Raw genomic sequence first — 19,870 nt, forward strand, 5'->3', positions numbered from 1 at the left:
CGTTCAGGTGTCGCTGTCGCCGTCACCGCCGGGACCGTCGTCGAAGCGTTCTGCGGCGGACTCGAACCCGAGTTCGGCCTGCTCGTCGCTCCGGCGGCGCTCGGCAGCGGCGATGGCTTCCGGGTCGGGGTTCACGTCGTCGTCGACGCGCGCCCACGAGTCGTGGACCTTCGCGTGACACCACCGGCAGAGGTAGACGGTTATCTCGTGGCCGACGTCCTCGTCGCTGTCGTACGCGAGGTGGTGCTCCTCGAGCAGCGGCCGGTCGTCGTCGCTGTGGGCGCGCCGGCGCTCCGCGAGCCCGCAGCGCACGCACTCGCGGTCGCGCTGCCGACACCGGTAGTGCGGACAGTCCGCCCACGCCCAGTCGCCGTCGGCGACCGGACACCGGAAGTCGTCGTCGCGGCGTTCGGCGGCGAACTCGCGGTCCTGCTCCGGGAACTCGAAGGCGTACCGGCACTTGCCGTCGTCGGTGGCGTGGTCGCAGACGCCGGCGTGCTCGTAGGGGTCCTCGACCCCGACGGCGGTCCCGGTCGGCGTCTTCTTCATCGTCGACGTGTCGTGGCTGCGCGGGGTAACGCTTTTCGCCGCCCGCGTGCGACTGCGACCGTGCACGTCCGCCACGACCCCGGCGACGGCGAGGACGTCCGGACGCTCGCCGGCTCCGTCGACACGGCCGACTCGTTCCTCTCGCAGGCCCGCGGGCTGATGTTCCGCTCGTCGATTCCCGACGACTACGCGCTCGTGTTCCCGTTCGGCGAGCCGTCGGTGCGGGACGCCCACATGGTGTTCGTGCCGTTCGACATCGACGCCGTCTGGGTCGAAAACGAGGAAGTCCAGCACGTCGAGACGATGTCGGCGTGGACCGGACGCGCGGAAGCGCGCTGCGACACGCTCGTCGAACTGCCGGCGGGCGCCGCAGACGGCGTCAGCGTCGGCGACCGCGTCTGGGTCGACGACTAGTTCTCCGAGCGAACGCCGAGTTCGACGTCCACCGTCCGGCGCTCGCCGTCCCGCAGGAACTCGACGGTGACCGTGTCCCCGGGACTGGTCTGGAGTGCAAGCAGGCTGAGCAGCTGCTCGAAGGTGTCGACGTCGGTGCCGTCCACGGACAGCACCACGTCGCCGCCGACGCGGACGCGCTCGCCGTCCACGAACGCGGTGTCGTCGCTGCCCTCCAGCAGGTCCGCCGACGGCCCGGTCGAGTCGACCGACACCACCAGCAGCCCCCGAGGTTCGTCGAGGCCGTTGGCTTCCGCGACGGCCGGCGTCACCGCCGTGAACGCCAGCCCGACGTAGGAGTGCTCGTACTCGCCGTCCGCCACGAGACTCGGAATCACTCGCTCGGTGAGCGCCGCCGAGATGCCGAACCCGATGTTGTCCCCGCCGCCGGAGTTGATTACTGCCACCACCTCGCTGTCCAGCGACATCAGCGGCCCGCCGCTGTTGCCCGGGTTCACGGCAGCGTCGGTCTGGACGGCGTCGGGAATCCGGTAGCCCGTCGGCGCCGGAATCGCGCGGTCCGTCCCACTCACAACGCCGGTCGTCACCGACCCGCTGAGCGCGAACGGGTTCCCGATGGCGACGACCTCCTGGCCGACCACCGGCTCGCTCGACTGCAGCGGGAGTGGTGACGCCGCAGCCGGCGGGTCCGGGACCTCGACGGCGGCCAGGTCGCTGTTGGGGTCCGCGCCCAGCACCGACCCCGTCCGCCACTCGCCGTCGTTGAACCGCAGGTCGACCTCGCTGGCCGCACCGACCACGTGCTCGTTGGTCACCATCACCGAGTCGTCGTACACCCACCCCGTCCCCTGCCCGGTGTCGGCCTGCACCAGCACCACGGAGTCGACGCTCTCCCGGTACACCTCGGTGTAGACGCTCTCCGCGCCGGACTGCGTACTCGTTGCCGGGTCACTCGTCGTCGCTTCATCCGTCGTCGCGTCCTGACTCGTCGGCGCCCCGCTGCAGCCAGCTACTCCGGCAACCAGCGCGCCCGCCCCCAGCCGGAGAACGTCGCGTCGGCTCGGCATGGAGTCTGTCACTACCCGTCTGTACGGGCGAATACCGGGAATAGCTTCGGGACGCCGCACGCAGTGCTGGTGGCCGGACAGTGCGGGACAGGGCGAGAGAGCCACGGCTCGACGTCGCGAGTTCCGGAGAACGCCGAGGAGGAGATTTGAACCAGAGCGAGACGGTCGCTCCCTCCGGTCGCCGTCATCAGAAATCGAGGATTTCTGATTGCCTCGAAAATCGCGTAGCGATTTTCGAACGCTGCGTCTCGCAGGGCTCAAATCTCCCTCGTCGACACGCTACCGCACGACCAGCGACATAGCCGTCGTTGGCCGGTGCAGGTTCCAGAGAAGCGCCGAGGAGGAGATTTGAACTCCTGAGTCCGTGTGGACAGTTGCTCTCGAAGCAACCGCCTTGGCCAGGCTAGGCTACCTCGGCTCGTTCGATGCGAGGCCGTCCGCGAGTTTAGTGGTTTCGGTTCGGCAAACGCGCGTCGTGCTAACCGGTAACGATAAACCGGCAGCGGGGAACGTCGTGGTATGGACGCCAGCAGTGTGCGTGACGAGTGCGACGCCGTCCTGAGCGAAGTGGAGTCGGCGGTCATCACCGACCGCGAGTTCCTCGAAACGGTCCTCGTCGGCTTCCTCGCCGACGGCCACGTCCTCCTCGAGGACGTTCCCGGCACCGGGAAGACGCTGACCGCGCGGAGCGTCGCGACGGCGCTCGGCCTCGAGTTCAGCCGCGTGCAGTTCACCCCGGACCTCCTGCCGACGGACGTGCTCGGCACGCACGTGTTCAACGAGAAGACCCGCGAGTTCGAGTTCCAGCCCGGCCCCGTGTTCGCGAACGTGGTGCTGGCCGACGAGATCAACCGCGCGCCGCCGAAGACGCAGGCCGCGCTCCTCGAAGCGATGGAGGAGGGGCAGGCGACCATCGACGGCGAGACCATGGAGCTGCCAGACCCCTTCTTCGTCATCGCGACCCAGAACCCCGTCGACCAGGAGGGGACGTTCCCGCTGCCGGAGGCGCAGATGGACCGGTTCGTCGCGAAGGCCGGCATCGGCTACCCGGACGAGGCGGGCGAGCTCGACCTGCTGCGGCGGCGGGCCGGCCGGGACACCCGGAGCCCGACTGTCGAGCCCGTGCTGGACGACGAACGCGTGCAGACCGTCAAGCAGGCCCCCGAGGACGTTCGCGTCGAGGGCGACCTCCTCCAGTACATGGTCTCCATCGCACGCGCGACGCGCGAGGAGCGCCGCGTCGAAGTCGGCGTCAGTCCGCGCGGCACCCAGCGGCTGTTCGAGGCTGCGAGGGCGCGCGCGGCGGTGAAGGGCCGCGAGTACGTGGTGCCAGAGGACGTGAAGCGGCTGGCGCCGAACGTGCTCGCTCACCGCATCGTGCTGACGCCCGACGCAGCCGTCGAGAACGTCGCGAAAGAGGAGATCGTGGACAGCGTCCTCAGTGAGGTTTCGGTGCCGACCGTCGAGGCCGCCTAGTCGCGGAGGACGTACGCCAGTAGCGTCCCTCCGAACAGCAGCGTGAGCAGCGCGGTCAGCGGGAGGCTGCTCGGTCCGAGTGTGTAGACCACCAGTGCGACCGCCGCGACGACCAGCGACAGCGCCGCCGTCGAGAACACGTGGACGACGACGGACTGCGTGACGCGGCCGTCTCGGCCGACGTCGACGCCGAGGCCGACGGCGTGTTCGGCGGCGTCGTACGCGACCACGGCGCCGACGCCGCCGACGAGCGCGTACCCCGGGTCGATGCCGGTCGCCGCGCCGAGGATGACGCCGACGGCCAGCGCCGCGGCGCCGACGGAGACGAACCGGCGGTTGCCCTGGAGGCCGCCGCCGACGACGAGGAGCGCGCCGGCAGCGCCCGCGGCGAGGCCGGTGCTGGAGCCCAGCGTCGGCACCAGTGCGACGACCGCCGCGACGGCCGCGGGGAGGACGGCGCGCGTCGGCGGGCGGGCGTCGAACTCGCTCACGCCGACCACCCCCGTTCGGCGTCGGCGACCGCCAGCGCCAGCGAGTCGTCGGCGCCCCAGTCGATGACGCGGACGCCCGCGGCGCGCAGCGACCGGATGCGGACGGCGCGCTCCATGCGCGCGAACTGCTGGCCGAGCGTCTCCGAGCCGGTGACGTCCGGCGACACCACCGTCACCGGGTGGCCGCTGGCCTCCAGACGGCGGACGTACTCGGCGGCGTCGTCGTCGACGAGCGGCGAACAGAACACCACCTGTGCGTCGTCGGGGAGGTGTTTGCGGAGCCGGCGGAACACGAGCGCGCCGAGGAACCGGCGGTCGGGCGCCGACACCGAGAAGCCGCGGTCGCGCGCCAGGAGTTCTTCGAGGCGCGCGCTGTGTTCGCGGCCGAGACCTGGTGCGAGCCACGCCCAGTGCGGGCCCAGCGACGCCACGCCGACCTGGTCACCGGAGTCGAGGAGCGCCGACGCGACACCGCCCGCGGCTTCGACGCCGTACTCGACCGCGTTCGTACCGTCGGCGTCACCGACGTGGGCGGCGCGCCGGGTGTCGACGACCGCGACGACGGTGGCGGCTCGCTCCTCACGGAACTGGATGGTGGCGAGTTCGCCGTCGCGGGCGAGGCGCTTCCAGTCCACTCTGCTCAGGGGGTCGCCCGAGCGGTACTCGCGGGTCGCGTGGAACTCCACGCCCGAGCCGCCCGTCGACGTCGGGACGCGACCGACGCGCTGGACGGTCTGCTCGCGCAGCGGGAACGACTCCAGCGCGGGGAGGTCCGGCACGCACGCCAGCGCCGTGTCGGCCGGGACCGAGGTCCGCGTCTCGTGGCTGCCCGTGACGTCGCGGGCGACCATGTCGACGGTGCCGAACTGGTGGTCGCCCCGGGCGGCTTCTACGGTGTAGGTGACCGTCGCCGACTTGCCCGCTCGGAGCGCGGTGGCGAGCCGGGGCGTGCCGTCGACGACAGCCAGCGTGTCTGGGACGCCGTCGATCAGCCGGAGGTCCGGGAGGAACGACCCCTCGTTGGTCACCGTCAGCGTCACCTGGACCTCGTCGCCGCGCTCGGGATCGTCGTCGGACACCGACCGTTCGACGGTCAGCGACGGCGTCGGTGGCGTGAACAGCTTCGCGTAGCCGGCGACGGCGGCGCCGAACACGCCGAGCACGAGGACGCCGGGGACGCGCGTCGTGGCGCCGATGGCGATCGCGACGAGGGACAGCGCGACCGCGCCCCGCCAGCGGTGGGTCTGCTCGGACACCATCACTGCTCACCTCCCTCGATGCCGGTGATGCGCTGGAGCTCGCGGACGACGTGCTGGGCCTGCCGCTCGTAGACCGGGTCTGCGCTGACGATCGACGTGACGACGTCGGTCGCGGGCGAGTCCACGTCCTCCGCGAAGAACGCAGCGGCCGTCGTGTCGTCGGTCCACGTGCCCTCGTCGAGCTGGCGCTCTGCCTCCTCGGGAGCGAGCCCGCGGGCGTCAGCGAGCGCGCGCACGGTCACGGCCCGGAGGCGGTCACTGAACTGCGCGCTGCCGGCGCCGGCGTTCCGGATGCCGGCGCCCTCCCGGAGGCGGGCGTCGATGTCTTCGCCCGGCCGCGGCGCCTCGACGCGCGGTTCGAGGGTCTCGTTGCGGTCCTCGTCGTCTGTCTCGTCCCGGAAGTCGGTGTGGCGGCGAGCGGTCCCCTCCGCGAGCGCGAACGCGGCTGCCAGCCCGGCAACGATAATCGTCGGGAGCGGCGGGAACCCGATGACTGCGGCCAGTCCTGGTTCGGCCGCGATGGCGAACCCGACGGCGGCGAACAGCAGTCCGAACAGCAACAGGAAGCGCCGGAGCATCACTGGTCACCTCCGGCGTAGCGGTCCTCGATGGCACGCAGCGCGTCGACGGCGCGCTGCTCGCGGTCGGCAGTCGGGTCGGCGCCGCCGTACCGGACCTCGCGGAACAGGTCCGTGAGGTCGTCGACGTGGACGGCGTCAATGCCGGCGTCCCGGGCGGCCGTCGCGAACTCGCGGGGCGTGCTCGTCTCGGGGTCGGGGACGTCGACGTGGTCGGTCATGTCCCGCCACGCGCGGTACACTTCGTTCTCCACGTCGGCCTCGTTCTCGATGCGGTCGGCGGCCTCACCGGCTGCGGCACCGACGGCCGACAGCGCGTCTCGGTCCGCCGGCTCTGGCGTCTCGGCGACGTCGACCGGCTCCGCCTCCGCCTCGTCGTCGCCGCTCGCGCGGTACGCCAGCAGCGCGAACAGGACAGCGACGACGACGAGCACGGCAAAGAGAACGGTCGGCGAGAGCAACTGGTTGGCGGCCTGCCCGCCGACCTCACCGCCGAGGTCGCCCGAACCGGAACTGTTGGCCATCTCGGGGAGGAGAGCTGCGTCCTGCGAGGGCTCTTCGGGGCCGGTGCCGCAGTCGGTGAGCACGAAGTACAGCGGCGCGAGGAACAGCGTCAGCGGTCCGACGACCGCAACCGCGTACAGCAGGCCGTCGCGGCGCTTCAGGCCCCAGGTCAGGCCGCCGAGCACGACGGCAGCGGCGCCGAGGAACGTCGGCGACAACAGGAACGGGACGCAGGCGCCAGAGATACTGATTGGTTCACCGGTCATGGGGACTGACGGAGCGCTGGACTCGGCGTCGCTCTCGTCGTCGCCGGACTGGTCGTCTGTACCCGATTGGATTGCGCTGCCGGCGCCCGAGCCCGCGCCGGCGTCTGCCTGGGGGTTGGCGAGCGTCGCTGCCGCGACAGAGACGGCGAGGACACAGAGGAGGGCAATCATCAGGGCGCGTACGTTACGGTCCACTGTCCCGCGGTTATCCACTCGAAAGTATATTTCTTGCGAAGGTTTCACCCGGCACGCGGTCACACCCGCAGACGGCAGTAGTATTCTCTGTTCTAATTACTAAATTTTATATCTGTGAGAGAGGCAATCGGGCGTAATGGCTCAGCAGGTCGACGCCGTTCCCGCGCCCGAGCCCCCGGACAGCCCGGACGCGTGGTACGCGCCCGACGTCCGCTCGCAGTACGAGGTCCACCCCGGTGTCGTCGTCACCGTCAGCGAGACGCGCGACGGCAACTTCGCGTACGACGCCCGGTGTCCCGTCCTCGGCGCGAGCGACGACCGCGCACTGGACAGCGTCCGAGAGTACTTCGCGGACGCCCAGCTCTCCCGGCCGAGGACGCGGGAAGGCACTCGCGAGCGCGTCGCCGACGGGCTCGCCGAGAAACACCGCCAGGTCGTCGCGCGGCTCACCGACTGCTCGCGCGCCGCCCGGCGCCGCGTGGAGTTCCACGCGCTCTGTGAACTGCGGGGGCTCGACGAACTGACTCCACTCGCACTGGACGACGACGTCGAGGTCGCAGACGCGAAACGCGACAGCCTCGCCGTCCACACGAGCGAGTACGCGCCCGCAGAGACCGACCTCCCCGCCGACCCGCCGCACCTCGACCGCTTCCTCTCCGAGCGGTTCGCCCGCTACACCGTCCCGTTCCGCGACTTCCAGATTCCGGTCGTCGTCTACCGCGAGCACGTGCTCGGCCGGGACGCCTTCGACACGAAGTACGCCGTCCGCGAGCCCGACCGCCTCCCGGGCGACGACGAACTGGTCGCCGAGTGCAAGGAACGCATCTGGGAAGCCAGCGTCTCCGACGTCCTCGGGGACGACCGGGACCGCACCCAGTTTGTCGCCGAACGCGCACGCACCCTGCTCTCCCGGCGGCTCACCGTCCGGAACACGCGAGCGTGGCTCGACGCCACTCGCCACCGCGTTCGGGCCGCGCTCGCCGAGTACGACCTCGCCGTCCCGCCGGTCGGCCGGCGGTTCAGCGACGACCGACTGGACGACCTCACCTACTACGTCCTCCGGGACTTCGTCGGCGACGGCGAACTCACCGTCCCAATCCGCGACCCGCACCTCGAGGACGTCGAAGCGAACCGCCTGGGGGAGCGCGTCAAAGTCGTCCCGCGCGGTGGCCTGCGCGCACACGGCGACCGCCTCCCGACCAACCTCGTGCTCGACGACGAACAGCGGTTCGTCAACCTCGTCACGCAGCTCGCCGCGCGGGACGGCGTCGAGCTCAACGCCTCCAATCCGTCGGCGAAGGTGAACCTCGAACCGGCCGAAGTGACCGACGACGTCACGATTCGGTGTGCGGTCGCGCTCCCCGCCATCAGCGAGGACGGCCCGCACGTCTCCATCCGGAAGCAGGCCGCCGACGCGCTCACGCCGGTCGACCTCCTCGAGCGCGACAGTCTCACCCCCGAGGTCGTCGCGCTGCTCTGGATGGGCTACGAACACCACGGCGTCGTCCTCTACTCCGGCCCCACTGGCGTCGGGAAGACGACGCTCATGAACGCCCACATGCCGTTCGTGCCCTTCGACGACCGGCCCATCAGCATCGACGAGGGCAGCCGGGAGGTCCGGCTCCCACACGAGACCGGCGTCTCCCTGACCACCCGCGACCACGAGCGCGAGTTCAAGCGCGTCTCGATGGCCGACCTGATGACCGAGACCAATTATCTCAATCCCGACGTGGAGGTCATCGCCGAGATCAACACCCGGGAGAGCTTCGAGAGCTTCGCGCAGGTCCTCAACACCGGCCACGGCGTCGTGGGCACCACCCACGCCGAGGACGTCGAGACACTCGTGAATCGGGCGGTCGAGCAGGGCGTCCCCGCCTACCTCCTGCGGGAGGTCGACCTGGTCGTCTTCCCCCGGCACGTCGACGGCGACCGCTACGTCGGCGAAGTCGTGGAGTTCGTCGACGACCCCGACGACGCCACCGAAACCATCCAGAAGGACGGCGGCGCGGTCCACTTCCGGCGCGTCGCCGAACGAGACGCTGACGCTGGTGGAGCAGGCGATGGCGACGACAGCAACTACTCGTTCCGGGGCGTCGAGGACGTGCGGTTCTTCGACCACCTCGCCGCCCGCACCGACCGCTCCGTCGACGCCGTCCGCGAGGAGTTCGAGCGGAAACGCCGGTACGTCGAGTACCTCCACCGGGAGAACGTCAGCGACTTCGAGGAGCTGTTCGGGCTGCTGTCGGACCTCCGAACCGACGAGACCGCGACCGTCGAACGCCTCCAGCGGAGGGTCGACGAGTGACCAGCGGCGACACCCTCGGCGTCGTCGACCGCGTGCTGTACGCGCTGTTCGCGCGGCAGGCCGACCGCGACCGCCACGACCCCGACCGCAAGCGCTACCGCGCCACCCGCCTCGACCCCGGGTTCGACGTCTTCCTCGCGCGGGTGTACGGCGCGTCCTGGCTCGCGTTCGCGGCGGTCGCCGCGACCGCCGCGGCCGCCGGGGTCGCGCTCGGCGTCGGCCCACTCGCGCCTGTCGCCGAGGCCCTGCCGGCGAGTCAGCCGACGGCCGTCTGGCTGGCTGTCGGTGTCCCGCTCGGGCTGGTCGTCAAACGCGCTACCGTGTGGGCGGGCGGTCACTACCTCGGCTGGCGAGCGCGCACGAGACGGTCGGACATTCAGGCGACACTGCCGGGCGCCGTCCGCTACCTCTCCGTGCTCGCCTCCGGCACGACCGAGGAGCGTGCCCTCCTGGCGCGCGTCGCCGACCGCCCCGCCGCCTACGGCGAGACCGCCGCGGCGTTCCGGAGCGTGCTCAACACTGCCGAGCTCACCGGGAGCGTCGACCGCGGCCTCCGGGTGGTCGCCCGCGACACCCCGAGCCGGGACGTGCTCGCGCCGTTCCTCCTGAAGCTCCGCGAGCACGCCGCCCAGGGGCCGGACGCTGTCGCGCAGTACCTCGAACTCGAGTCGCGGATGCTGGCGAACAACCGCGAACGCAGCCGCGAACGGGCGGCAGGGTTCCTCGAGCTGGTCGCCGAACTGTTCATCGTCTTGCTCGTGTTGCCCGCGCTGCTGGTCATCGTCGCCACGGTATTGAGCGTGCTCGCGCCCGGCCTCGGCGCGCCGGTCGCCACGCCAGCCGGGACGACGACCGTTCGCGCGCTCCTCGTCTACGGGAGCGCGGTGTTCGTCCTCGTCGTGGGCGCGCTCGCCGCGTGGCTCGTCGGCGAGATGCGACCCCGGGGGTTCGCGTGGCACGGCCACAGCCGGTCGACGGGACTCGGGGTCGCCGTCAACGCCGCCCGGAATCCCGCAGACGCAGCCATCGTGGCCGTCCTGCCGGCCGCAGCCGTCGGCGTCTGGCTGGCCGACTGGCACCTGCACTCCGCGAACGTCGCGCTCCTGTCGTACGTGGCGTTCGCCGTGCCCGTCGGCGCCGTCGCGGCCCGCCGCGCCCGCATCGACGACGCGAAAGACCGCGAGATACAGGACTTCGTCCACGCCGTCTCCGGCCACGTCAGCCTCGGCCGGCCGTTCGGCGACGCCGTCTCGCGCGTCGCCGACGACGTCGACCTCGGGCCGCTGAATCCGGACGTCGACGACCTCGCGTTCAACCTCGCGGTCACCACCCACGAGGAAGACGTCCGGGCGGCTGCCCTCCAGCGGTTCGTCGAGCGCGTCGACACCCAGCTCGCCGCCCAGACCGTGGGGCTGGTCTCGGGCGCGCTCGACGCCGGCAGCGACGCCGACGCCGCCTTCGAGGCCCTGCAGGCCGAAGTGGGGCGGCTGTACCACGAGAAGCGCGCGCTGCGCTCCCGGCTGCTGGTCTACGTCGCCGTCGGCTGGACGACCGCCCTGCTGGTCGTCGGCATCACGGTCGCCGTGAACCTCGCCGTCCTCGACAGCTTCGCACAGCTCTCGGCGGTCTCGAACGCCGCCAACGCCGGCGGACTCGCTATCGACCCGGGCGCCGTGGACCTCGACCGCGACCGGTTCCGGTTCTACGTCGTCACGCAGGCGACGATGCTGTCCTGTGGCTGGTTCGCTGGCGCCGCGAACCGCGGCCGCTACGACGGCCTGCTGCACTCGGGGCTGCTGGTCGCCGTCGCCTACGTCGTCTTCGCCGGGGTGGGGATGCTGTGACGGGCGACGGCCGCGCGCAGTCGAACGTCGTCGGCGTCGCCATCCTGCTCGGCGTGACCGTGGTCGCGCTCGGCGCGCTGACGGCGAGCGTCGGCACGGTCGTCGACCAGCACGCCGCCGCCAGCGACACCCGGCGGGTCGCCAGCGACCTCGACGACGCCCTCGAACCCGTCGAGACCACGGGCGTCCACCGCGGCGACGTGGCGTTCACCGACGGCGAACTCGACGTCGTCGACCGGGAAGTCCGCGTGCTGAACACGAGCGGCGTCGTCGCCACCGTGGACGCGAACGCCGTCCGCTTCTCCGCGGGCAGCCGCGGCGTCACGTACCTCGCCGGCAGCCTGCTCGTGTCCGGCGACGGCTGGGCGACGACCCGCAATCCGGTCGCGGTCGCGGCCGACCCCGACGTGCTCGTCGTGAGCGTGCCAGCACTCCGCGGCGACGTCTCGCTGGCCGCCAGCGGCGGCGGGCACGGCGTCACGCGCACGGTCCGGTCGAACGTCACCCACCACCGGCGGCCCCTCGGCGACGGCGGCTACCGGGTCGCCGTCGAGACCGAACACGTCGACGCCGTCGCCGGCCAGTTCGAAGCGAAGGGCGCGACGACTACGACCCGGGACTTCGACGGCGACGGCGTCCCGAGCGTCGTCGCCAGCTTCGACGGCGTGCGCACGGGCTACCTCGTCGTCCACGAGACGGAGGTGTCGGTGCAGTGACGGGGCGCGCTCGGGCGGTCACGCCGGCAGTCGGGAAGGCCCTCGAAGCCGGCATCGTCGTGCTGTTCGTCGCTGCCGTCTCCACCACGCTGTACGGCGGCGTGGTGCCGGACGCCCGGGACGCCGCAGGCGGCGAAGTGGGGGACCGGGCGCTGGAGCACGCGGCCGCCGAGGTCGAAGCGAGCGTGCCCCCAGCCGGCGAGACGGCGACCGTCGAGCGGCGCGTCTCGCTGCCCGAGAGCATCCGCGACCGCGGTTACCGGGTCGCTCCCGGGGCAGACGGCGACGCCCTCGTCCTGACCCACGAGCACCCGAGCGTCGGCGGGTCGACGCCGCTCGTGCTCCCGGACCGCGTGCGGGACGTCCGCGGCGAGTGGACTGCAGGCGGCGGTGGCGTGGTGCGCGTCGAACCCCATCCCGACGGCGGACTCGTCGTCGTGCTGTCGAACGATGCGAAGGCCGGGGGTGACGGGTCGTGACCGGGGGTCGCGCGCAAGCGAACCTGCCCGCGCTCGCGGTAGCGCTGTTGCTCGTCGGCGCGAGCGTCGGCGTCGCGGTCGCACTCGCCGGTGGCGCGTTCGCGACGGCAGACACCGACCCCGAGAACGCCCGCGTCGCAGCGTCGCTCGCGGACCGGCTCGTCGCGCCTGACGGCCCACTCTCGGTGCGGGCGAACGTGCTCGCCGCGGACGCCGTCGAGAACGCGACGGGCGACGACGTCTGCCCAGGCGACGTGGACTGTCGCGTCCGACTGGACGGCGACCCAGTTGCTTCCCGGGGAGACCCCGGAGGCGGCGAGACGGTACGGCGCATCGTTCTCGTCGCCGACGCCGAGCGCAGAACACTCGACCCGGGACTCCCCGCCGAGGACGCGGTGACGCTCCCGCGGCGCACCGCGAACGCGACGCTCACCGTCGACCCGCCGACCGGCACGCGAGTCACGACAGTCCGGGCGAACGACCGCGTCGTCCTCCACGACCCCGACGGGCTCGACGGCCGCTACGACCTCTCGCTGTCCCGGTACGACACCGTGACCCTCGCGTTCGACGCGAGCCGCGACCTCGGCGCCAGCGCCGTCGAAGTCGAGTACCGGGTCGAGAGCACGAGGAAGGCCGTCGTGGCGGTGACCGTCGATGCCTGACGGCCCGACCCGCTGCCGGAGATGGAGACGAGCCGACCGCGGGCAGGTCTCGCTCCCGGCCGTCGAGGCGGCCGTCGGCGTGCTGTTCGTCGTCGCCGTCGCGGCGGCCTTCGCGTTCGGGACGCCCGCTGGCGGTGTCTCTCAGGAGGCACAGCTGGACGCGTACGCGAGGGACGCAGCCACCGTCCTCGCGAACGAGCCGCCGCGGCACGCCGACAGCACGCGGCTCGCGGAAGTGGCGGCTTCCGAGGCGGCCTTCGACAGGGAAGCGGACGCGCTCGAACGACGGGTCGACCGCATCCTCCCCGACAACCTCCTGTTCCGGGTGGCGACCCCGCATGGCGACGTCGGGCACGCCCGCCCGACGACAGTCCCGGCCGGTACTGCGACCGTCCCGACGGGCAGCGGCACGGTCACAATCTGGGTGTGGTACGCGTGAAACAGCGCGGCCAGCTCGTACTCGTCGCCGCGGCGGTGGCCGCGCTCGCGCTCGTCCCCGTCGCCGCCGCCTACCTCCAGTTCGGGTACGCACCGGCGGTCGCCGAGCCGGACCCCGACCACGGCGAGCGGGTCGCCGGCGCGCTGGACCGGCTGGTGGACGAGGCGGCCGAGCGAGCGACTGGGGCGCCGTGGGCCGAGCGCACTGCCGCAATCGGGGAGTTCCGCGCGACGCTCGGGCCACAGGTGGCGACGCTGGAGCGCAGCCGGCTCGGGGACGCGGTCGCAGTTCGCGTGACAGAGAACGGGACGGCGGCAGCAGCCGTCGCCTGTCCGGGCGGCCCGGGGCGGGCGTTCGGTGCCTGCGAGCGCGACGGCGGGGTCGTCGTCCAGGAGCGCGCGAACGAGACTGTCGTGGTCGCGGCAGCCTACGACGTCCGAGTGACGACGTCTGACGGAACGACTGCGTTCACGCGAGTAATCCGACCGAACTGACAGTTCGTCCAGCCTAGACGACGGCGGCCGTCGGCTTGCGACGCAGCGTCGGCTGCTGGCCGCCGTTACTCCGGGACGGCGACGGGTTCGGGAGTCCGACTGTGTGACGCTCGCGTCGGCCACAGGTCGCAGTGGCTGAACTCCCGTTCGTCCGGCAGCGACAGTAAGACCGCGTTTCGGTCGCCAGCACGTGGAGCCGCGAGTCGTAATCGAAGCGTGTCGCGTCTGGGTCCGAGCTTACTCGCGAATCGGGGTTATATAACAAAGCCAACAGATGTTGACGGCGATTCTATGGGCACGCCACCAGACGAACGGCGAAGCGCATCGTCACAGACGAGCAGACTACTCACAGTACTGGTCGTCGGCCTACTCGTCGTCGCCCCAATGAGCCTCGGGGTCGTCGGAACGACGACCGGCGCCACGGGCGCCGACGTGACCGGCGACGCCAACGACACGTCGGCCGCCAGTCCGGTACAGCAGACGCCGCTCGTCTCCGGGACGAACTCACTCACCGACGCGAACACGACGTTCGCGGGAGCGGACGCGAACGACACGTTCGGGTCCGCGCTCGCACACGGCGACCTGAACGGCGACGGCGTCGAGGACGTCGTCGTCGGCGCACCGGAGAACGATTCGGCCGCCGGTAACAACTCCGGCGCGGTCTACGTGTTCTACGGCCCCGTCGAGGAGGGCGACATCGACGCGGAGTCCGCGAACGTCACGCTCCACGGCGTCGAAGCCGGCGACCGCGCCGGCTACGCCGTGGCCGCGGGCGACGTCGACGACGACGGCACGGACGACCTCGTCGTCGGCGCACCCCTCGAAGACACCAACGGACAGTCCGCCGGCACGACGTACGTCGTCGACGGCGGGTCCGGCCTCCCCGAGAACGCTTCGCTCTCGACCGCGGACCACGTGCTCCGCGGCGAAGCCGAGGGCGACCGCGCCGGCTGGTCCGTCGCCGCCGTGAACCGGCCCGGCGGCGACGACGTGCTCGTCGGCGCACCCGGCAGCAACGCCTCCGCATCCAACGCGGGCGCCGCGTACGTCGTCTCCGACGCGGACCCCGGCGTCGACTCGCTGGCGAACGCGACCGCGATTCTCACCGGGGAAGGTGAGGGCGACTCGGCCGGCTGGGTCGTCGCCGAAGCCGGCGACTTCGACGGGGACGGCAGCCAGGACGTCCTCGTGAGTGCACCCCGGAACAACTCCACCGCCCCCGACGCCGGTGCCACCTATCTCCTCACGGAGAACGTCACCGGCACGGTCTCGCTCGCCGACGCGCACCTGAAGCTCCGCGGCGAGGCCGCCCGCGGCCGCGCCGGCTGGGACGCCGCTGAAGCCGGCGACGTGAACAACGACAGCTACGACGACCTCGTCGTCGGCGCGCCGTTCGCCGAAACCGAGGACAGCGAAACGAACGCCGGGATCGCGTACGTCGTCTACGGCGGCGAGGACGACGCCGGCACGGTGAACCTCTCCGACGCCGGCGCGACACTCGTCGGCAGCGGCGAGGACGACTACGCCGGCTACTCGGTCTCGTCGGCCGGCTCCGGCGACGTGACGTGTGACAACTACGCGGACGTACTCGTGGGCGCACCCGGCAACAACTCCAGCGCCGTCGACGCCGGCGCCGTCTACGTCGTCGCCGGCAGCGAGTTCCCCGCGACCGAACGCAACCTCTCCACCGCCGACGCGACGCTCGTCGGCGAAGGCGAGGGCGACCGCGCCGGCACCGCCGTCTCCGACGCGATGGACGTGACTGGCGACGGCGACAAGGACGTCCTCGTCGGCGCGCCGCTCAACAACTCCAGCGCCGTCGACGCCGGCGCCGCCTACCTCATCGCCGGCGACTGTCCGGAGCCCGAACCCGAGCCCGAACCCGAGGACGTCATCGTCACCAAGGAGTGTGTCGACGAGCAGGGCGAAGTCACCGTCACCAACCCCAACGACGAGCGCGTCACCTTCACCATCGAGGGAACGGAATACGAGCTGGCCGCCAACGGCAACAGCGGTGACTCTATCACCATCGACGACCTCGACGACGGCGACTACGACTGGAGCGCCACCACTGAGGACGGCGAACACGTCGGTGGCGGTGTCCTCACCGTCGACTGCGACGAACCCGAACCCGAGAACGTCATCGTCACCAAGGACTGCGACAACGAGCAGGGCGAAGTCACCGTCACTAACCCCAACGACGAGCGCGTCACCTTCACCATCGAAGGCGACAGCTACACGCTAGCCGCCGACGGTAACAGCGGTGACTCTATCACCATCGACGACCTCGACGACGGCGACTACGACTGGAGCGCCACCACTGAGGACGGCGAACACGTCGGTGGCGGTGTCCTCACCGTCGACTGCGACGAACCCGAACCCGAGGACCTCATCATCACCAAGGAGTGTGTCGACGAGCAGGGCGAAGTCACCATCACCAACCCCAACGACGAGCGCGTCACCTTCACCATCGAAGGAACGGAATACGAGCTGGCCGCCAACGGCAACAGCGGTGACTCGGTTACGCTCGACGACCTCGACGACGGCGACTACGACTGGAGCGCCACCACTGAGGACGGTGAACACGTCGGCGGCGGCGTCCTCACCGTCGACTGCGACGAACCCGAGCCCGAGGACGTCATCGTTACCCTCGACTGCGACGACGAGCAGGGTGAGCTGACGGTGGTGAACCCCAACGACGAGCACGTCACCTTCACCATCGAGGGAGACAGCTACACGCTGGCCGCCAACGGCAACAGCGGTGACACCCTCGTCCTCGACAACCTCAACGACGGCAACTACGACTGGAGCGCCACCACTGAGGACGGCGAACACGTCGGCGGCGGTACCCTCACCGTCGACTGCGACGAACCCGACGACGTCATCGTCGACAAGGACTGCGACGACGAACAGGGCGAAGTCACCATCACCAACCCCAACGACCAGAAGGTCACCTTCACCATCGAAGGAACGGAATACGAGCTGGCCGCCAACGGCAACGACGGCGACTCCATCACCCTCGACGATCTCAACGACGGCAACTACGACTGGGACGCCGAAACCGAGGACGGTGAACACGTCGGCGGCGGCGTCCTCACCGTCGACTGCGACGAACCCGAGCCTGAGGACCTCATCATCAAAAAGGACTGCGACGACGAACAGGGCGGACTCATCGTCACCAACCCCAACGACGAGCGCGTCAACTTCACCATCGACGGCAAGACCTACACGCTGGCCGCCGACGGCAACAGCGGTGACGTCGTCACCATCTCGGACCTCGACGACGACGACTACCAGTGGAACGCCACTACGGTTGAGGACAACGAACACATCGACGACGGCCTCATCACCGTCGACTGCGACGAGGAAGAAGAACCGGACCCGGTCACCATCGAGACGAAGTGCAGCGGCGAGTTCGACGGCCAGCTCATCGTCGTCAACCCCAACGACGAGCCCGTCACATTCACCGTCGGTAGCAACTCGTACACCCTCGAGGCCAACGGCTCCACTGACGATTCGGAGATCATCAGCTTCCTCGATGACGGCGACTACACCGTCGAGACAATCGCCGATGGCGAGGTCATCGACTCCCAGACTGTCGAAATCGACTGCGAAGAGCCCAGAGGGCCAACCGACACCCCGGTCGTCTCTGAAGACTGCGAACAGCTCACCCTCACCAACCCCAGTGACAGCCCGGAAGCCGTCGACTTCCGCATCCGCAACGACTCCGGCAGCTCCACCGTCGACAACGTCGCACCCGGCGAGAGCGTCACCATCGACGTCTCCGCCGACGACTACACCGTCGACGCCCGCTACGTCACTCAGGATTCGTTCGGCTCCGACAACGTCACCGTCAACGGCCAGGCCCAGACCGACCTCACCGTCGAGGACTGCCGAGAACCAATCGACACTCCGGTCGTCTCTGAAGACTGCGAACAGCTCACCCTCACCAACCCCAGTGACAGCCCGGAAGCCGTCGACTTCCGCATCCGCAACGACTCCGGCAGCTCCACCGTCGACAACGTCGCACCCGGCGAGAGCGTCACCATCGACGTCTCCGCCGACGACTACACCGTCGACGCCCGCTACGTCACTCAGGATTCGTTCGGCTCCGACAACGTCACCGTCAACGGCCAGGCCCAGACCGACCTCACCGTCGAGGACTGCCGAGAACCAATCGACACTCCGGTCGTCTCTGAAGACTGCGAACAGCTCACCCTCACCAACCCCAGTGACAGCCCGGAAGCCGTCGACTTCCGCATCCGCAACGACTCCGGCAGCTCCACCGTCGACAACGTCGCACCCGGCGAGAGCGTCACCATCGACGTCTCCGCCGACGACTACACCGTCGACGCCCGCTACGTCACCGACGACCAGTTCGGCTCAGACAACGTCACCGTCGACGGCCAGACCCAGGCGGAGCTCACCGTCGTAGCCTGCGAAGAAGAGCTCGAGCAGATTGGCGTCGATGCAGACTGCGAGGACGGCGACGGCGCCGTACACCTCTCGAACCCCAACGACGTCAAAGTCACCGTCACCATCGGCGACGGCGAGGAAACAATTACCCTCGGACCCGAAGGCTCCGGCAACGCCGACAAAACTGTCTCCGGCCTCGACGACGGCACCTACGACCTGAGCGCCACAACCACCAATGGAGACCAGTCCGTCGACATCCGGGACTCCGTCGAAATCAACTGCGACATCTCCGGCGCCATCGGCGTCGACAAGGAGTGCGAGGACGGTGACGGCACCCTCTACCTCTCGAACCCCAACGACGCCAAAGTCACCGTCACCATCGGCGACGGCGAGGAAACAATTACCCTCGGACCCGAAGGCTCCGGCAACGCCGACAAAACTGTCTCCGGCCTCGACGACGGCACCTACGACCTGAGCGCCACAACCACCAATGGAGACCAGTCCGTCGACATCCGGGACTCCGTCGAAATCAACTGCGACATCACCGGCGATATCGGCGTCGACAAGGAGTGCGAGAACGGTGACGGCACCCTCTACCTCTCGAACCCCAACGACGCCAAAGTCACCGTCACCATCGGCGACGGCGAAGAAACGATCACCCTCGGCCCCAAAGACTCCAATAGCGCCAACAAAACCGTCTCCGGCCTCGATAATGGCAACTACGACCTGAGCGCCACAACCACCAATGGAGACCAGGCCGTCGGCATCCGGGACTCCGTCGAAATCAACTGCGACATCACCGGCGATATCGGCGTCGACAAGGAGTGCGAGAACGGTGACGGCACCCTCTACCTCTCGAACCCCAACGACGCCAAAGTCACCGTCACCATCGGCGACGGCGAAGAAACGATCACCCTCGGCCCCAAAGACTCCAATAGCGCCAACAAAACCGTCTCCGGCCTCGATAATGGCAACTACGACCTGAGCGCCACAACCACCAATGGAGACCAGGCCGTCGACATCCGGGACTCCGTCGAAATCAACTGTGGTTTGCAGGCAGAAGATCTCTCGCTCAACGTCCAATTCGACGGATGTGGTAATGCTCAAATTACGCCATTAGATTCTGAGGATAATCCCATCTCTGAATTTGATGGCGCAATTGAACTGAATGTCCGTTACAATAATAGCAGCGGCGACACGAAAACAACGACCGTGGAGTTCACCGCGGCTGACCTGAATGGAGCGGGGAAGTTCATCCTAAATAAAAACGACCTCGATGAAACAGGGAATATCATATTATTGGACATAAATGATGAATATGTAAATGAAAATAGCTGTGTCTGATAGTTGAAATAGTAACTATTCTTTTTAATTGAATTTAGTTGACGCGTTTTCTGAAGCCATACTATCTAAGCCATGCTACTGCTAGTTATTATTCCCACCAAAGATACTTCTATTTGCTATTTAATATTTTGAAACTGGCTTTGTTGGATGTTTTCGATTCGAGCGGCCATGCCATTGACACGTGCTCCCACCAGCCGATGGCCAAGTTCGTAGAGGACGCGGGCGGAAAGGGAATGGAAGACGCCGCCAGCAAGTTCGACAGCGAGGTGGAGATCCGGGACTACAAGACGATAATCGAAGGGCTTCGTCAGGCGAACGTCGGACGCTCCATTCTCCTCGGGTAAGAGGCCGAGACGAGTACCGGCAACCGGC

Annotated in this window: 17 protein-coding genes and 1 tRNA gene; 11 read left to right on the forward strand and 7 right to left on the reverse strand. The window is 69.2% G+C overall.

The features are described 5' to 3' along the window. Nucleotides 1–3: 3 nt before the first annotated feature. Nucleotides 4–549, reverse strand: coding sequence for a DUF7097 family protein (locus tag LT971_RS08880; protein ID WP_237006570.1), 546 nt, complete (start codon nucleotides 547–549; stop codon nucleotides 4–6). A 60-nt stretch (nucleotides 550–609) separates the two neighbouring features. Between LT971_RS08880 and LT971_RS08885 the strand changes: the two genes are divergently transcribed. After that, nucleotides 610–963: a DUF192 domain-containing protein gene (locus tag LT971_RS08885; protein ID WP_237006571.1), complete on the forward strand. Its 354-nt coding sequence runs from the start codon at nucleotides 610–612 to the stop codon at nucleotides 961–963. Here the strand turns inward: LT971_RS08885 and LT971_RS08890 are convergent. After that, complete coding sequence (locus LT971_RS08890) at nucleotides 960–2,042, reverse strand: S1C family serine protease (protein WP_425293271.1); 1,083 nt, start codon at nucleotides 2,040–2,042, stop codon at nucleotides 960–962. The two genes, LT971_RS08885 and LT971_RS08890, sit on opposite strands and share 4 nt — an antisense overlap. A gap of 321 nt (nucleotides 2,043–2,363) precedes the next feature. Further along, nucleotides 2,364–2,448 (reverse strand) — tRNA-Ser (locus tag LT971_RS08895). 101 nt (nucleotides 2,449–2,549) lie between these two features. On the opposite strand from LT971_RS08895, the gene LT971_RS08900 reads away from it, so the two are divergent. Next, nucleotides 2,550–3,506: an AAA family ATPase gene (locus LT971_RS08900; RefSeq protein WP_237006572.1), complete on the forward strand. Its 957-nt coding sequence runs from the start codon at nucleotides 2,550–2,552 to the stop codon at nucleotides 3,504–3,506. On the opposite strand, the gene LT971_RS08905 is transcribed toward LT971_RS08900, so the two are convergent. The 4 genes from LT971_RS08905 to LT971_RS16530 are packed head-to-tail and all read right to left on the reverse strand — an operon-like array spanning nucleotide 3,503 to nucleotide 6,799. Then, complete coding sequence (locus LT971_RS08905; protein ID WP_237006573.1) at nucleotides 3,503–3,997, reverse strand: DUF7519 family protein; 495 nt, start codon at nucleotides 3,995–3,997, stop codon at nucleotides 3,503–3,505. The genes LT971_RS08900 and LT971_RS08905 overlap by 4 nt on opposite strands. After that, nucleotides 3,994–5,256 (reverse strand): DUF58 domain-containing protein, encoded by a 1,263-nt coding sequence (locus tag LT971_RS08910; protein WP_237006574.1) that lies wholly within the window; start codon nucleotides 5,254–5,256, stop codon nucleotides 3,994–3,996. Before LT971_RS08910 ends, LT971_RS08905 begins: the two co-directional genes overlap by 4 nt. Continuing rightward, nucleotides 5,256–5,834, reverse strand: a complete 579-nt coding sequence (locus tag LT971_RS08915; protein ID WP_237006575.1) for a DUF7269 family protein — start codon at nucleotides 5,832–5,834, stop codon at nucleotides 5,256–5,258. The genes LT971_RS08910 and LT971_RS08915 overlap by 1 nt, the downstream gene beginning before the upstream one ends. Then, complete coding sequence (locus LT971_RS16530) at nucleotides 5,834–6,799, reverse strand: DUF4129 domain-containing protein (protein WP_237006576.1); 966 nt, start codon at nucleotides 6,797–6,799, stop codon at nucleotides 5,834–5,836. The genes LT971_RS08915 and LT971_RS16530 overlap by 1 nt, the downstream gene beginning before the upstream one ends. A 136-nt stretch (nucleotides 6,800–6,935) precedes the next feature. On the opposite strand from LT971_RS16530, the gene LT971_RS08925 reads away from it, so the two are divergent. The 9 genes from LT971_RS08925 to LT971_RS08965 all read left to right on the forward strand — a co-directional run bounded on the left by LT971_RS08925 (nucleotide 6,936) and on the right by LT971_RS08965 (nucleotide 19,842). Beyond that, entirely contained in the window at nucleotides 6,936–9,104 is a 2,169-nt protein-coding gene (locus tag LT971_RS08925) for a type II/IV secretion system ATPase subunit (protein ID WP_237006577.1), read from the forward strand. Continuing rightward, nucleotides 9,101–10,948 carry a type II secretion system F family protein gene (locus LT971_RS08930; RefSeq protein WP_237006578.1) on the forward strand — a complete coding sequence of 616 codons (1,848 nt, stop codon included), beginning with the start codon at nucleotides 9,101–9,103 and terminating at the stop codon, nucleotides 10,946–10,948. Before LT971_RS08925 ends, LT971_RS08930 begins: the two co-directional genes overlap by 4 nt. Then, nucleotides 10,945–11,664 carry a DUF7289 family protein gene (locus tag LT971_RS08935; RefSeq protein WP_237006579.1) on the forward strand — a complete coding sequence of 240 codons (720 nt, stop codon included), beginning with the start codon at nucleotides 10,945–10,947 and terminating at the stop codon, nucleotides 11,662–11,664. Before LT971_RS08930 ends, LT971_RS08935 begins: the two co-directional genes overlap by 4 nt. Beyond that, nucleotides 11,661–12,143, forward strand: a complete 483-nt coding sequence (locus LT971_RS08940) for a DUF7266 family protein (RefSeq protein ID WP_237006580.1) — start codon at nucleotides 11,661–11,663, stop codon at nucleotides 12,141–12,143. Before LT971_RS08935 ends, LT971_RS08940 begins: the two co-directional genes overlap by 4 nt. Further along, nucleotides 12,140–12,805 carry a DUF7263 family protein gene (locus LT971_RS08945; RefSeq protein WP_237006581.1) on the forward strand — a complete coding sequence of 222 codons (666 nt, stop codon included), beginning with the start codon at nucleotides 12,140–12,142 and terminating at the stop codon, nucleotides 12,803–12,805. The genes LT971_RS08940 and LT971_RS08945 overlap by 4 nt, the downstream gene beginning before the upstream one ends. Continuing rightward, entirely contained in the window at nucleotides 12,798–13,244 is a 447-nt protein-coding gene (locus tag LT971_RS08950; RefSeq protein WP_237006582.1) for a DUF7262 family protein, read from the forward strand. The genes LT971_RS08945 and LT971_RS08950 overlap by 8 nt, the downstream gene beginning before the upstream one ends. Continuing rightward, nucleotides 13,241–13,738, forward strand: coding sequence for a DUF7261 family protein (locus tag LT971_RS08955; RefSeq protein WP_237006583.1), 498 nt, complete (start codon nucleotides 13,241–13,243; stop codon nucleotides 13,736–13,738). The genes LT971_RS08950 and LT971_RS08955 overlap by 4 nt, the downstream gene beginning before the upstream one ends. Before the next feature lie 384 nt (nucleotides 13,739–14,122). Then, complete coding sequence (locus LT971_RS08960; protein ID WP_237006584.1) at nucleotides 14,123–19,498, forward strand: integrin alpha; 5,376 nt, start codon at nucleotides 14,123–14,125, stop codon at nucleotides 19,496–19,498. Nucleotides 19,499–19,695: 197 nt separating this feature from the next. Next, nucleotides 19,696–19,842 carry a hypothetical protein gene (locus LT971_RS08965; RefSeq protein ID WP_237006585.1) on the forward strand — a complete coding sequence of 49 codons (147 nt, stop codon included), beginning with the start codon at nucleotides 19,696–19,698 and terminating at the stop codon, nucleotides 19,840–19,842. Nucleotides 19,843–19,870 lie beyond the last annotated feature (28 nt).

The organism is Halobacterium rubrum (assembly GCF_021729015.1).
In the GTDB taxonomy this organism is placed as follows: Archaea; Halobacteriota; Halobacteria; order Halobacteriales; family Halobacteriaceae; genus Halobacterium; species Halobacterium rubrum.